Consider the following 13,939-nt stretch of genomic DNA (forward strand, 5'->3'; position numbering starts at 1 on the left):
TACGCCGGGTGGCAGGATGGGCGCATGGGATTCCTGATCAGGCTCGCGGTCAACGCGGTCGCCCTGTGGATAACCACGCTGATCGTGCCCGGCATCGACGTCACCGGTGACACCGCGACCAACAACGCGCTGACCCTGGTCATCGTGGCGCTGATCTTCGGACTGGTCAACGCGGTCCTCAAACCGGTCATCAAGGTCGTCGGCTGTGTCTTCTACCTGCTGACCCTCGGTCTGTTCGCCCTGGTCGTCAACGCCCTGCTCTTCCTGCTGACCGACTGGCTGGCGCAGCAACTGGACCTGCCGTTCGCCATCGACGGGTTCTGGCCGGCATTCTGGGGAGCGATCGTGATGGCCGTCGTCGGCTGGCTGATCAGCCTGGTCATCCCCGACAAGTACGACCGCCGCTGACCGCGCCCACAGACAGGGCCGATGTCGCCGGGGCGGTACCGCTGCGGGATACTGCCTAACGGAGGACAGCGCGGTCCAGCGCAGTGAGCTGAGCATGGAATCCGGCCCGTCGACGGGCCGAACCGGTACAAAGGAGCGTTCGAGATGCCCATCGCCTCGCCCGAGGTCTACGCCGAGATGCTTGACCGCGCCAAGGCCGGCGCGTTCGCGTACCCCGCCATCAACGTCACGTCCTCGCAGACCCTCAACGCCGCGCTGCAGGGCTTCGCCGAGGCCGAGAGCGACGGCATCATCCAGGTCTCCACCGGTGGTGCCGAATACCTCTCCGGCCCGACCGTCAAGGACATGGTCAGCGGCTCGCTGGCCTTCGCCGCCTTCGCCGAGGAAGTGGCCAAGAAGTACCCGGTCAACATCGCGCTGCACACCGACCACTGCCCGAAGGGCAAGCTCGACGGCTTCGTCCGCCCGCTGCTGGCCGCCTCCAAGGAGCGGGTCGCCGCCGGTGGCGCGCCGCTGTTCCAGTCCCACATGTGGGACGGCTCCGCCGTACCGCTGAAGGAGAACCTGGAGATCGCCACCGAGCTGCTCGCCGAGGCCGCCGCCGCCAAGGTCGTGCTGGAGATCGAGGTCGGCGTCGTCGGCGGCGAGGAGGACGGCGTCGTCGGCGCCATCGACGAGAAGCTGTACACCACCGTCGAGGACGGGCTGGCCATGGTCGAGGCGCTCGGCCTCGGCGAGAAGGGCCGCTACATGGCGGCGCTCACCTTCGGCAACGTGCACGGCGTCTACAAGCCGGGCAACGTCAAGCTGCGGCCGGAGATCCTCAAGGAGATCCAGGACGCGGTCGGCGCCAAGTACGGCAAGGAGAAGCCGCTCAGCCTGGTCTTCCACGGCGGCTCCGGCTCGTTGCTGGAGGAGATCCGGGCCGCACTGGACTACGGCGTGGTCAAGATGAACATCGACACCGACACCCAGTACGCCTTCACCCGTCCGGTCGTCACCCACATGTTCACCAAGTACGACGGGGTGCTGAAGATCGACGGCGAGGTCGGCGACAAGAAGTCGTACGACCCCCGTGCCTGGGGCAAGGCGGCCGAGGCCGGGATGGCCAAGCGGGTCGTCGACGCCTGCGAGCACCTGCGCTCCACCGGCACCACGCTGGCCAAGTAACCGCCACCGAACCACTCGCCGCGCGGCCGGTCCCGTACCCCGGGGCCGGCCGCGCGGCGCTGCCGGACGAACCACACCGGTAGGATCTACCGATTCAGAGTGGTCCGCTGCGGAGGTCGGTCGTGCTCGGCATCGATGGGTACGAGCCACAGTGGTGTCACGACGCCGCGACGCTCGCCGCCGCCCACCGCGCCCGGTTCTCCCGCATCATCGGACGTCCGCTGGTCGACACCTGGCTGATGTGGGACCTCGACCTGGACACCTGGTACGCCAACGGTCCGGTCATCCTCGGCTTCGGTGACGTCAACGTCGAGGTCACCCACCGCAAGTTCGACGAGTGCGCGATCACCTGGAACCAGGTCGACATGTCCATGCCGCTGGACCTGCCCGGCCTGCGGCTGGACTGGCACAGCGACCGGCACCCGGCACCGCTGCCGGCGCGGGGCCGGCCGCTGCGGGCGGTCAACGTGATCGAGCGGATCATGCCGTCGCACTGGCGTCCGCACGTGCTGCACGCCGTCGAGTTCCTCTTCGACGGGGCCCGGTTGGCGGTCCAGAACGCCCTCGACGAGAACGGCCTGTCCGCCGAGCCCGACGTCGAGCTGCCGATCGTCGCCTGGCGCCGCCGCCCCGTCGCCGCCGGCACCGACTAGCGCTAGCCATCCCGCGAGCGCTAGCCATCCCGGCGTCCGTCGCGGGGCCCGAACACTCGCAGAGCCTCCAGGTCCGACGCTTTCGATCGCAGGTAGTAGTCGGCCCAGGCCGCAGCGTCCGGGTAGCCCGACTCGGCAACCACCCGGGCACAGGCGGCATCGACGTCGAAGCTGGTCCGCCGCAGGGTCACCCCACCGGCGGCGTCCAGCAGCGCCCAGAACGCGCCCGGACCGCCGTACGGCATGCCGATGCTGCCCGGGTTGACCACCGTACGGCGATCGACCAGCCGGACGAACGGCATGTGAGTGTGCCCGCAAACGATCGTGCGCATCGTGTCGCCCAGCCCAGCGAACACCTCGGCCCAGCGGGCTGGTCGGCTGTCCACCAGGACCACCTCCTCGTCGTCGCGGGGAGTGGCGTGGCAGAACAGGGTCAGTCCGCGTACCGGCAGATCGAGGGTGACCGTCAGCGGCAGCGTCGCGAGCCGGTCGACCTGTTCGGGACGCAGCTCGGCGGCGGCCCACGGTGCCACAGGGTCAGGGATGGTCTGCATTCCACCCTGCCGTGCGGTGACCAGTTCGCGGTCGGCGTTGCCACGTACCCACACGGCTCGCTCACCGAGGGCGTCGAGAGCGTCGAGGGTCTCGACCGGCTGCGGTCCGGCAGCCAGGTCACCGGTGAGCACGATCTGGTCGGCCGAGCGGACGTCGGGTTCCGCGAGCACCGCCTCCAGCGCCGGAAGTACGCCGTGGATGTCGGACAGCACCGCGATCTGCATCCGCCCAGCATCGCCGCACCGGCGGGCGATGTCGATGGTCTACTCGCTCGGCTGACACCGGGCTTGACCCGGACCTTGGGGCCGACCACAGCATGACCCTTGCCGGTCGACCACGGCCGGCACGAGGAGGGCACGATGCGGCTGCTCACCATCGGCGCGTTCGCCCGCGCCGCCGGGCTGACGGTCAAGGCGTTGCGGATCTACGCCGACACAGGGCTGCTCCGGCCGGCGGCCGTCGACCCGGAGTCCGGCTACCGGTACTACCGGCCGGAGCAGTTGGAGCTGGCCCGGTTGGTGGCCCGGTTGCGGCATGGCGGGATGCCGCTGCGCCGTGTTCGGCAGGTCTGCGTGCACTGGCCGGACGACCCGGTGGCGGTCGCCGGGGAGATTGCCCGCTGGTGGTCGGCCACCCAGGCCGAGACGGCGGCCAGGGAACAACTCGTGACCAGCCTCGTCGCGGAACTCCAGACGAGGGGAGCGACGATGACCGACCGACCGGCAAGCTCAGACCGACCGGCAGGCTTCGATCTGCGCAGTGCGGCCCGCACCGACATCGGCCGGGTGCGGACCAGTAACGAGGACCGGGCGTACGCCGGACGCCGGCTGCTCGCGGTCGCCGACGGTGCCGCCGGGCCGGGCGGGTCCGAGGCGAGTGCAGCGGTGATCAAGGCGCTCGCGCAGCTCGACACCGCGCCGTCGGATGCGGCGGGCACGGCCCTGGCGGACGCGTACCGCGCCGCCGACGACGCAATCCGCGAGATGGGTGCCGGCACCGGTGCGTCGCCGGTCAGTACGGTGACCGCGTTGCTGCAGGTCGGCGACGGGTTCGAGCTGGTGCACGTCGGCGACACCCGGGCGTACCGGTGGCGGGGCGGCGAACTGACCCGGCTCACCCGCGACGACAGCTACGTGCAGGCGCTGGTGGACGCCGGCCGGCTCGACCCGGCGCTGGCGCTGGCACACCGGCGGCGGGCGCTGCTCACCCAGGCGCTGGACGGCACCGGGACGGCGAAACCGGCGTACGCGACGCATCGGCTCGTCGCGTACGACCGGTATCTGCTCTGCTCCGACGGGGTCTGGGCGGTGGTGCCCGACGACGACCTCGTCGCCGCCGTCGGCGCCGGGCTCGACCCGGCCGAGACAGTACGCGCGGTGATCGACCTGGCGTACCGGGCAGGCGCCCCGGACAACGTCGCCTGCCTCGTCGCCGACGTCGTACCCTGAGCCGACGGTCAGCTCGACCGGGTGACCTGGTGCGGTACGACCGGCGGCAGCGCGTCGGCGGTGAGCAGCGCGACCGCCTCGTGCACGTCGTCGGTGAGCCGGATCAGCGCGGACAGGTCGCCGGCCGGGGACAGCGCCAGCAGCGGCGCCAGCATCGCCTCGACCGGCAGGGTCTGGGTCCAGAAGGCGCGGTCCAGGAAGACGTACGGGCCGCTGGCCCCGTCGGTGCCGTAGAACGTCTTCGTGGCCGCCTGGAAGACCTCCTGCACGGTGCCGGCGCGGCCCGGCGCGAACACGATCCCGCCCCGGGCCAGCCGCAGGATGGTGTCCTCCCGGACCGCGTTGCAGAAGTACTTGGCGATCCGGCCGGCGAACAGGTTGGCCGGCTCGTGCCCGTACAGCCAGGTGGGGACGGCGAGCCCGCCGGCCCGCGCCCAGCCGGAGCCGGCGTCGTCGGTCACCGCCGCGTCGACCGGGTACCGGTCGCGGACGGCCAGCGCGGCGGCGGTGTACGGCTGCTGGTCGGCGTAGTCCGGCGCGCCGGCCAGCAGGTCGATGGCGTCGGTCAGCTCCTCGGTGTCGCGGCTGCTCAGGTACGCGCCGAGGTTCGCCGCCTCCATCACGCCCGGTCCGCCGCCGGTGACCACCAGCCGGCCGGCCCGGGCCAGCTCCCAGCCGAGCGTGGCAGCCAGCCGGTACGCGGAGGTGCCGCGCGGCACCGCGTGCCCGCCCATCACCCCGATCACCGAGGCCGGCCCGTACCGGTCGATCCAGGTCCGGGTGGCGTCGGTGAGCGCGTTGTCGATGCCGTGGTCGTGCAGCCGCTGGGCCAGCGCCTCCCGAATCTCCGGCTGGGCGCCGCCGTGCCGGCGGAAATGCCGGTAGACCAGGTTGTCGTACATCCCGTCGGCGCCGTGCTCGGCGAACCCGGCGGCCAGGTCGGCCGGGGTGTACAGCCGGGGCGGGTGGCTCGGGTACGGCAGCCCGGCGAACGGCGGGACCACGTGCGCGCCCCGGCGCACCAGCTCCGCTTCCGCCGTAGCCGACGGGAACGAACAGCCCAGGAACAACGTGTCGGTGAGGTCGACGTCGGTCAGGTCGGGCACCGGCGGTACGTCGAACGGCAGTCCCTGCACGGTCAGCCCGGCCAGGCTGCCGGCGCGCAGATGATGGTCGAGCTCGGCGCGGGACTCCACCTCGTGCGGGGTGGAGTCGTAGTCGCCGGACAGCGCTGCGGGGGGTGGCGTGGGCACTCCGCCATCTTTCCGTACCGCCGCAACCGGGCCGGGCCTGCTCCACCGCAGCCCGAACCGGTGCGGTCACACAGCGAAGCCCGGTGGCACGAGGCCACCGGGCTTCCCAAACCGGTTCCTGGGGAGGCTCCGGACTTCTATTTCTAGTCGAGTACCGGCATCGGCACACCGGCCGCACGCGTGACGAAGGACTCATCCGTTCAGACACCATGTCGCTGCGAATCCAGGTTGAATGGGCAAAATGCAGAACCTGTTGCCCGAACCGCCGGCCACCATGCTGCCCGGCGACGAGCAGGCCGAGGCGGCGCTCGCCGAGGCTGCCCAGGTGGACACCGAGGAGGCGTACGCCGGTGCCGCCGGCCGCCACCCCACCTACAGTCGGGCCTGGGCGGTGCTTGCCCAGCGTGCGTTCACCAAGGGCGAGGTCGTCGCCGCGTACGCCTACGCCCGCACCGGCTACCACCGGGGCCTGGACCAGCTGCGCCGCAGCGGCTGGAAGGGGCACGGCCCGGTGCCCTGGTCGCACCGGCCGAACCAGGGTTTCCTGGCCTGCCTGCACCTGCTGTCCCGGGCGGCCGGGGAGATCGGTGAGAGCGACGAGGCCGCCCGGTGCGCGCAGTTCCTGCGGGACTGCGACCCGGCCGCCGGGGACGCTCTCGCCAGCAGCTGACGGCTCAGAGCCCTTCGGACACCGCCGAGGCGATCTTCAGCCACGCCTGCCGGAACGTCGCGGACAGCTGTCCGTACCGGATCGGTTCCCCGCTGTCGATGATTCGCTCGTACGGTGCCAGCAGCACCGTACGGGTGCGGGCGGCGAAGTGCCGTTGGATCGGCGCCAGGTCGATCTCCCGGCGGGACGGCGGCATGGAGATGACGGTGACCGCCTGCCGGACCAGCCGCTGCCGGCCGGTCTGCTCCAGGTGGTCGAGCATCCGGGCGGCCGGCTCGGCGGAGTCGTTGCGGGCCGACATGGTCACCACGAGCTGGTCGGTGGCGTCGATCGCCGCCTGCCAGTTCTGCGCCCGTACGTTGTTCCCGGTGTCCACGAAGATCAACTTGTAGAACCGGCTGACCACCTCACGGATCTCGGCGAACGCGGCGGCGGTCAGCATCTCGCCGGCGGTGGCCGACTCGTCCGACGCGAGCACGTCGAACATGCCCTCGCCCTGCGCCCGCACGTACTGCGACAGGTCGCCGACCCGGCCGTGTGACCCCTGGAACAGGCGCAGGTCGCGCAGCATGTCGCGAACCGTACGGGAGTGGAAGTCCTGCTGGGCGCGCATGCCGAGGGTGCCCTGGGTCTCGTTGTTGTCCCAGGCCAGCACGTAGCCGCCGCGCTTCTGCCCGAACGTCATGGCCAGCATCAGGATGGCGACGGTCTTGCCGGCACCGCCCTTCGGGTTGACCACGGTGACCTGGCGCAGCCCACCGAAGTTGCGGCGCACCATTTCGACGTCCCGCCGGATCTCCTGCTCGTGCTGCCCCGGCGGTAGCTTGACCAGGCCCAATGTGGTCCGGTTGAGCGCGGCCCGGACCCCCATCGTGGCGACCGGGTTGGCCGGTTTCGCCGCTCGGCGCAGGGCGAACTCCTCGGCGGTCGGCACGAACGAGTCGGGTGTCCAGCCCGCCGGCAGTTGGCTGCCGCCGGCCGGCGGGCCGGTCTGGTGGTGCGCCGACGCGGCCGGCTGCTGCCCAGGATCCTGGTACGCGGGACCCTGTTGGGTGGGACCTTGCTGCACCGACCCGAGCACCCCGGGCGGCACCGGGTAGCCCGAGTCGAACATCGCCGACCGCGGCGGCGGCACCGGAGTGTCCGGCCCCGGTGCGCCCGGCATCGCAGTGTCCGGCATCGCAGTGTCCGGCCCGGGGGGCGACGGCATCCGGTGTACCCCGGGCGCTTCCTGGTACGGCTGTCGGGGCAGCTCGGTCACGCCCGGACTCACCTGCTGGTACGCCGAAGTCTGGGTAGGCGGTGGCGCTGTCGGTGACCAGGCCCCGCCGTCCGTCGGGGTCCAGTCGTCCCAGCCGGGTGTCGACGCCGACGCCGACACGGCTGCCGACACCGGGCCGGCGGCCGGCGGGGCCCACGGGTCGGCGGGCTGGCCCGGCGCGGGTTCCGTCGCCTCGTCCGTCGCCTCTTCCCGGGGCTCAACCGGTCGGCCGGGGCCGGTCGGTGGCAGTGGGGGCGGCGTCGGCGTCTGACCGGGTGGCGGGGCGGGTCGGCTGGGGCCGGGATGCGGCTGGCGGGGGTGGGTCGGGCCGGGCCGGGGCGGCGTCGGGTGCGGCCGGCCGGCAGCCTCCGACGTGGGCGCGGCCGCGTCCGCCAGCGGTACGGGCTGCTCCGCCAGCGGTACGGGCTGCTCCGCCAGCGGTACGGGCTGCTCCGGTGACCGCCGGGGAGCCGGCGGCACAGCGCCGGACGGACCAGCATCGCCGCCGGTGCCGCTGTCGCCGGCGGTGCCGCCAGCCGCACCGGTCGAGCGGCTGGTCAACCTGCTGGGTGGCTGCGCCCACGGCGACGCAGGCGAATGCGGCAGCTCCGGATCGCGGTCGGCGGGCAGGCCGCCACCGCTGCCGTTGGCGTTCGCGTTGGCCTGCCCATCACGGCTCAGTTGACCGTTGCCCGCCGGCCTGCCGTTGCCGGGTGGCTGGCCGTTGCCGGGCCGGGCCTCGGCTCCGGACGTCGCCGTCGGAATGACCGGCACGGCGATGGTCTGATCGCTGCGGGGAGTGGCCACGACCTCGTCCGGCGGCCAGAACGGCTCCTCCACCTGGCCTCCGTCGGCGCCGGTCGACCGCCCCGGATCGGTGTTGTCGTGCACTGCGTAGTACCCCCCTCGCCCCCCGTGGACCACCCGAGGATGTGCAGGTCAGTCGCTACTTAGCGTCGCATACCAGGTCAGTATGTGTACACGGCCCAGGCGCCTGGTTCCACCCACCAGGAGCGTTTCCGGGTCAAGCCGCCCGCTACGCCGTCGTCCAGGAACGGTAGTTCGCCGTCGCGCGGGGTGACCGCCGCCGCGCGACCACGGGCCCGGCGGATCTCGATGCGTACCCGGTCGCCGCGCCACCACGACCTGGTCTTCACCGGCACCGCCACCGCCACCTCCAGCACCCCGTCCGCCGGGTCCGCCCGGGCCACCAGTTCCACCTCCGCGAGCCGGGCGTACCCGTCGGCGTTCGCCACCACGCAGGCCAACAGCGGGTCGTTGCCCGCGCTCAGCACGACGTCATCGACCTCGATCCGTCCGCGCCAGGGTAACGGGTGGTCGTGCTCGTCGGCGGCACCCAGCAGCGCGCCGTCCAGGGTCACCGAACCGCCGTCGGTACGCAGCAGATCCAGCCGGCGCTGCCGGCCGCCGAGGACCGCCGCGGCGACCGCGGCCGGCTCCCGGGGCAGGCCGAGCCGGCTGGCCAGATCGGTGGAGCCGCCGGGGTCGAGCGGCAGCACCCCGATCGCCGGCAGGTCCGGCAGGGTCCGGGAGTCGGCCAGGTCGGCGGGTCGCCGGCTCGGCGGCGGTGCGTAGCGGCGGACCATCCGGCGCAGTACCGCCCGCAGTTGCCCGTCGGTGGCCGTGGCGACGATCAGCCGGGTCTTGCCGTCGTCGTCGGGCCAGGTCAGACCGTCCGGTCGGGCGGGGCCGTCCAACCGGGCGAGGACGTCGTCGATCTCCCGGTCCGACCGCGCCGTCACCGTCTCGACCCGGGCACCGGCGGCGATCAGCGCGTCCCGGCAGGTCAGCACCGGTACCCGGACCGGTTCGGCGCAGTGCGGCTTCGCCCGGGTGAGTGCCGTGCCGCAGCTGACACCGCAGCCGCCGTCGCAGCCCGCGTCCGGCTGGCTGCCGAGTGTCAGCAGCACCACGTCGTACACCGTCGCCGCCTTCCGCCGATCTCTGCGGCCACGTCCACCAGGTTCGTGACCCTTGTTAGCCTGACTCCTCGGGCTTGCCACGCGGTCGCCACCTGGCACCCGAGCCCCATGGAGGCGGGTTACACAAGATGCCAGCGATCGTGCTGCTCGGCGCGCAATGGGGTGACGAGGGCAAGGGCAAGGTTACCGACCTGCTTGGCGAGCGGGTCCACTACGTGGTGCGGTTCTCCGGCGGCAACAACGCCGGGCACACCGTGATCACGCCGGACGGGCAGAAGTACGCCCTGCACCTGATGCCGTCCGGTGCCCTCTCCCCGAACGCGATGATCATCATCGGTAACGGGGTGGTGGTCGACCCGAAGGTGCTGCTGACCGAGATCGACGGCCTCGCCGAACGCGGCGTGGACGTCTCCCGGCTGCGGATCTCCGGCGACGCGCACCTGATCATGCCGCACCACCGGGCGCTGGACCGGGTGGTCGAGCGCTACCTCGGATCGTCGCGGATCGGCACCACCGGGCGCGGCATCGGGCCGGCGTACGGCGACAAGGTGGCCCGGATGGGCATCCGGGTGCAGGACCTGCTCGACCCCGGCATCCTGCGCAAGAAGCTGGAGCTGGCGCTGCGGGAGAAGAACCAGATCCTGTTCAAGGTCTACAACCGCAAGGCGCTGGACCTGGACGCGGTGGTCGAGGAGTACCTGGCGTACGCGCAGCGGCTGCGCCCGCACATCGCCGAGACCCGGGCGATCCTCTGGGACGCGCTGGACCGGGGCGACACCGTGCTGCTGGAGGGCGCGCAGGCCACCATGCTCGACATGGACCACGGCACGTACCCGTTCGTGACCTCGTCCAACCCCACCTCGGGCGGGGCCTGCGTGGGCACCGGCATCCCGCCGACCGCGATCACCAAGGTGATCGGGGTGACCAAGGCGTACACCACCCGGGTCGGCTCCGGGCCGTTCCCGACCGAGCTGTTCGACGCCGCCGGTGACCATCTGCGCAAGGTCGGTGCCGAGTACGGCACCACCACCGGTCGGGAGCGCCGCTGCGGCTGGTTTGACGCGGTCGTCGGCCGGTACGCCGTACGGCTCAACGGCATCACCGACCTGGTCGTCACCAAGCTCGACGTGCTGACCGGGCTGGCCAAGGTGCCGATCTGCGTCGGCTACGAGATCGACGGCGAGCGCTTCGACGACATGCCGATGACGCAGACCGGCTTCCACCACGCCACCCCGATCTACGAGGAGCACGACGGCTGGTGGGAGGACATCACCGCAGCCCGCACCGAGGCGGAGCTGCCGGTCAACGCCCGGCGTTACATCGCCCGGATCGAGGAGCTGTGCCGGGCCCGGGTCAGCGTGGTCGGCGTCGGTCCCGGCCGGGAGGAGAACGTGGTACGCCACGAGCTGCTCTCAGCCGTACCCTTCGGCTCTTGAGCCGTACCCGTGACCCTGGCACGCGGATCCTCAGGAAATCCTCAGATCTCCGCCAAGCGTCGCGGGACATGCCTGCTTCATGATCGAACCGGACCCAACCGTCCGCCGGTTGCCACCAGCATCGGCGGCGGGGCACCCTTTCCGGAATTCGATTGATAGTAACTGATAGCAGGGAGCAAGGCAGTGAGCCGGCTGTACGGCGATCCCAATCGCGTGCGAGACGCGATGGAGGCCACCCCCACCCCGACCCCTCCGACCGGCATCCCCCCGATGACCCTGGCCCGCTGGACCCTGTGGGGCGTGCTGGCGGCCAACCTGTTGATCCTCGAAGTGGCCTTCTTCGCGTACGGCCAGGGCAAGCACCCGGTGCTGACCGTCGCCAAGTTCTTCGGCCTGCACGCCGCCATGATCATGATGCTGCAGCTGACCCTGGTGGCCCGGATTCCCTGGCTGGACCGGCGGCTCGGGATGGACCGGCTCACCGCCTGGCACCGGTGGATCGGTTTCGGTCTGTTCTGGACCGTGATGCTGCACGCCGTGTTCGTGATCGCCGGCTACGCCACCCTGTACGACATGGGCTTCGGCGAGACGTTCCTGAGCCTGGCCGGGGTGACCGCCTCGCTGCTCGGAATGATCGCCGCCGGCATCATGATCGTCGTGGTCGGGGCCTCCATCCGGTACGCCCGACGCCGCCTGCCGTACGAGGCCTGGCACAGCCTGCACGTGCTGATCTACCTCGCGCTGCTGGCCGGCCTGGTGCACCAGTTCATGGAGACCACCACCTTCGACTCGGCCCCGGCCAACATCTACTGGTGGACACTGTGGGCACTGGTGATCGGGGCCCTGATCGTCAACCGGGTCGCTGTGCCGCTGTGGCGCAACGCGTACCACCGGTTCCGGGTCGCCGCCGTGGTGCCCGAGGCCGACAACGTGACCTCGGTGTACGTCACCGGCCGCCACCTGGACCGGCTGCCGTCGCGGGCCGGGCAGTTCTGCATCTGGCGGTTCCCCGGTCACAACCGCTGGTGGCAGGCGAACCCGTTCTCGCTGTCGGCGGCACCCGACGGACGTTCCCTGCGGCTGACCGCGAAGGCCGCCGGCAAGACCAGCGCCGGGCTACGGCACCTGAAGGTCGGCAACCGGGTCTTCATCGAGGGGCCGTACGGCGCATTCACCAACCTGCACCGCAAACTGGACAAGACCCTGCTGGTCGCCGGTGGCGTCGGGGTCACCCCGATCCGGGCGCTGCTGGAGGAGTCGGGCGGTTCGACGGTGGTGCTCTACCGGGCGGCCAAGGAAACCGACGCGGTGCTCCTCGGCGAGCTGCAAGGGCTGGCCGCCGCGCAGGGTGCGCAGCTGCACCTGCTGACCGGGCGCACCGGGTCCGGGTCGCCGCCGAACCGGCCATTCGACCCGGAGAACCTGCTCGCCCGGGTGCCGGACATCACCGAACGCGAGGTGTTCGTCTGCGGGCCGCCGGCGATGACCACCGCCGTGGTCGCCAGCGTCCGGGCCATCGGCGTGCCGAACGCCCAGATCCACGCCGAACGCTTCGGTTTGGGCTGAACCCTGGGGCTCAGCCCTTCCTCAGAGAATCCTCAGATCTCCATCACGCGTCGTGTCCGGTCGCGGCCCGATGATCGTAGGACCCGTCGACGGGTCGGCGAGTTCGACCCGGAAGGGCGAAACAAGGGTGAGCGACAGCGACGGCACCAACGCGATCGTGATCGGGGCGGGGATCGCCGGCCTGATCACCGCACGGGTGCTGAGCGACCACGTCGACCGGGTGACGGTCCTGGAACGCGACCGGCTACCCGACGACGCGGTGCCGCGCCGAGGCGTCCCGCAGGGCCGCCACGGCCACCTGCTGCTGGCGGCCGGTCGACGGCTCCTTGACGGCTGGTTCCCCGGGCTGACCGGGGAGCTGGCCGCCGCCGGTGCCGTCCCACTGCACGGCGCCGACCTGGTGTGGCATCAGGGCGGCGGCTACCGGGCCCGTCCCGACCTCGGCTTCCTCGCCATGTCGGCGAGCCGGCCGCTGCTGGAGGACGCCGTCCGCCGGTGCCTGCTGCGGCAGCGGCGCAACGTCACCGTCGTCGACCAGACCGCGGTCGACGGCTTGGTGGTCGCGACCGACCGGACCGCCGGTGCCCGGGTGGTCGATGCCAGGATCGACAGTGCCCGGGTCGTCGGGGTCCGGGTGGACGGGGTCGAGCACTGGGCCGACCTGGTCGTGGCCTGCACCGGGCGCAACACCCACTTTCTGGACCAGCTGGCCGAGTTGGGCTTCCCGGCACCGGAGGTCGCGGCGGTCCGGGTCGACGCGGCGTACGCGTCACAGCTGGTCCGGCGTGGTCCGGACGACCTCGACGGTGCCCTCGCGGTCATGGTCGACGACCGGGCCGGCGGCCACCGGACCGGCACCATGGTGCCGGTGGAAGGCGACCGCTGGCTGATCACCATCGGCTCCCGGCACGGTGAGGTGCCGCCGAGTGACCCGACCGAGTTCGAGACCTTCGCCCGGGAGCTCCCGTCGCCCACCATCGCCGACGTGTTGACCAAGGCCGAAGCGCTCAGCCCGGTGCTGACCCACCGGATCGCCACCGATCAGCGCCGTCAGGTGGAACGGCTGCGCCGTGCCCCGGCCGGATTCCTCGTCCTGGGCGACGCGATCTGCAGCCTCAACCCGATCCACGCGCAAGGCATGACATCCGCCGCGCTGCAGGCCCTGGCGTTGGACCGGGTGCTGCGGCGGTACGGGCCGACCTCGCCACGGCTGCCCGGTGCCTTCTATCGTCGGGCCGGCCGGGCGGTCGACGTACTGTGGCGTACCGCCGTGGGAGCCGACTTCGCCGACCCGCGGACCACCGGCCGCCGGCCGGTCGGAACCGGCCTGGTCAACCGGTACCGGGATTTGGTGTCGCGGGCCTGCCACACGTCGCCGGTGGTGGCCCGGCAGGCGCTGCTGGTGCAGCATCTGCTGGCCCGGCCGGTGTCGTTGGCGACTCCGGCGATGATGCTGCGGATGCTGCTGGCCACCCGACGTCGGCCGAACCACCCGACGTCGGCCGGGCCGGCCACCGGAGAGCACGCCCTCCGGCGACCGGCCCGGCCGCAGGTTGATCGGTAGCGGCGGCCGCCG

At 71.9% G+C, this 13,939-nt stretch carries 12 protein-coding genes; 8 read left to right on the plus strand and 4 right to left on the minus strand.

From position 1 onward, the window contains the following. Nucleotides 1-24 precede the first annotated feature (24 nt). The 3 genes from ACFHWT_RS17285 to ACFHWT_RS17295 all read left to right on the plus strand — a co-directional run bounded on the left by ACFHWT_RS17285 (nucleotide 25) and on the right by ACFHWT_RS17295 (nucleotide 2,231). Nucleotides 25-408 carry a phage holin family protein gene (locus tag ACFHWT_RS17285; protein ID WP_123606505.1) on the plus strand — a complete coding sequence of 128 codons (384 nt, stop codon included), beginning with the start codon at nucleotides 25-27 and terminating at the stop codon, nucleotides 406-408. 144 nt (nucleotides 409-552) lie between these two features. After that, nucleotides 553-1,578 carry a class II fructose-bisphosphate aldolase gene (gene fbaA / locus ACFHWT_RS17290; RefSeq protein WP_123606504.1) on the plus strand — a complete coding sequence of 342 codons (1,026 nt, stop codon included), beginning with the start codon at nucleotides 553-555 and terminating at the stop codon, nucleotides 1,576-1,578. 122 nt (nucleotides 1,579-1,700) lie between these two features. Then, complete coding sequence (locus ACFHWT_RS17295; RefSeq protein ID WP_416595670.1) at nucleotides 1,701-2,231, plus strand: hypothetical protein; 531 nt, start codon at nucleotides 1,701-1,703, stop codon at nucleotides 2,229-2,231. 20 nt (nucleotides 2,232-2,251) lie between these two features. Here ACFHWT_RS17295 and ACFHWT_RS17300 read toward each other — a convergent pair whose 3' ends face one another. Next, entirely contained in the window at nucleotides 2,252-3,010 is a 759-nt protein-coding gene (locus ACFHWT_RS17300; RefSeq protein WP_282232905.1) for a metallophosphoesterase family protein, read from the minus strand. Nucleotides 3,011-3,145: 135 nt separating this feature from the next. Here ACFHWT_RS17300 and ACFHWT_RS17305 point away from each other — a divergent pair, with 135 nt between their 5' ends. Beyond that, nucleotides 3,146-4,234: a MerR family transcriptional regulator gene (locus ACFHWT_RS17305; RefSeq protein WP_416595671.1), complete on the plus strand. Its 1,089-nt coding sequence runs from the start codon at nucleotides 3,146-3,148 to the stop codon at nucleotides 4,232-4,234. 8 nt (nucleotides 4,235-4,242) lie between these two features. On the opposite strand, the gene ACFHWT_RS17310 is transcribed toward ACFHWT_RS17305, so the two are convergent. Then, entirely contained in the window at nucleotides 4,243-5,487 is a 1,245-nt protein-coding gene (locus ACFHWT_RS17310) for an LOG family protein (RefSeq protein WP_416595672.1), read from the minus strand. A gap of 241 nt (nucleotides 5,488-5,728) precedes the next feature. On the opposite strand from ACFHWT_RS17310, the gene ACFHWT_RS17315 reads away from it, so the two are divergent. Next, nucleotides 5,729-6,157 carry a DUF3151 domain-containing protein gene (locus ACFHWT_RS17315; protein ID WP_416595673.1) on the plus strand — a complete coding sequence of 143 codons (429 nt, stop codon included), beginning with the start codon at nucleotides 5,729-5,731 and terminating at the stop codon, nucleotides 6,155-6,157. A gap of 4 nt (nucleotides 6,158-6,161) precedes the next feature. Here ACFHWT_RS17315 and ACFHWT_RS17320 read toward each other — a convergent pair whose 3' ends face one another. Both ACFHWT_RS17320 and ACFHWT_RS17325 read right to left on the minus strand, forming a co-directional pair. Beyond that, nucleotides 6,162-7,856 carry a MinD/ParA family ATP-binding protein gene (locus ACFHWT_RS17320; RefSeq protein ID WP_416595700.1) on the minus strand — a complete coding sequence of 565 codons (1,695 nt, stop codon included), beginning with the start codon at nucleotides 7,854-7,856 and terminating at the stop codon, nucleotides 6,162-6,164. A 530-nt stretch (nucleotides 7,857-8,386) separates the two neighbouring features. Continuing rightward, nucleotides 8,387-9,361 carry a hypothetical protein gene (locus ACFHWT_RS17325; protein ID WP_416595674.1) on the minus strand — a complete coding sequence of 325 codons (975 nt, stop codon included), beginning with the start codon at nucleotides 9,359-9,361 and terminating at the stop codon, nucleotides 8,387-8,389. 128 nt (nucleotides 9,362-9,489) lie between these two features. On the opposite strand from ACFHWT_RS17325, the gene ACFHWT_RS17330 reads away from it, so the two are divergent. The 3 genes from ACFHWT_RS17330 (at nucleotide 9,490) to ACFHWT_RS17340 (ending at nucleotide 13,927) form a co-directional block, all read left to right on the plus strand. Continuing rightward, nucleotides 9,490-10,797, plus strand: a complete 1,308-nt coding sequence (locus ACFHWT_RS17330; protein WP_416595675.1) for an adenylosuccinate synthase — start codon at nucleotides 9,490-9,492, stop codon at nucleotides 10,795-10,797. 213 nt (nucleotides 10,798-11,010) lie between these two features. Then, entirely contained in the window at nucleotides 11,011-12,363 is a 1,353-nt protein-coding gene (locus ACFHWT_RS17335) for a ferric reductase-like transmembrane domain-containing protein (protein WP_416595676.1), read from the plus strand. A 127-nt stretch (nucleotides 12,364-12,490) separates the two neighbouring features. Next, the gene (locus ACFHWT_RS17340; RefSeq protein WP_416595677.1) at nucleotides 12,491-13,927 is read left to right on the plus strand and encodes an NAD(P)/FAD-dependent oxidoreductase; all 1,437 of its coding nucleotides are present in this window, start codon (nucleotides 12,491-12,493) and stop codon (nucleotides 13,925-13,927) included. Nucleotides 13,928-13,939: the final 12 nt, after the last annotated feature.

It is taken from the genome of Micromonospora sp. LOL_021, from assembly GCF_048060215.1.
In the GTDB taxonomy this organism is placed as follows: domain Bacteria; phylum Actinomycetota; class Actinomycetes; order Mycobacteriales; family Micromonosporaceae; genus Micromonospora_E.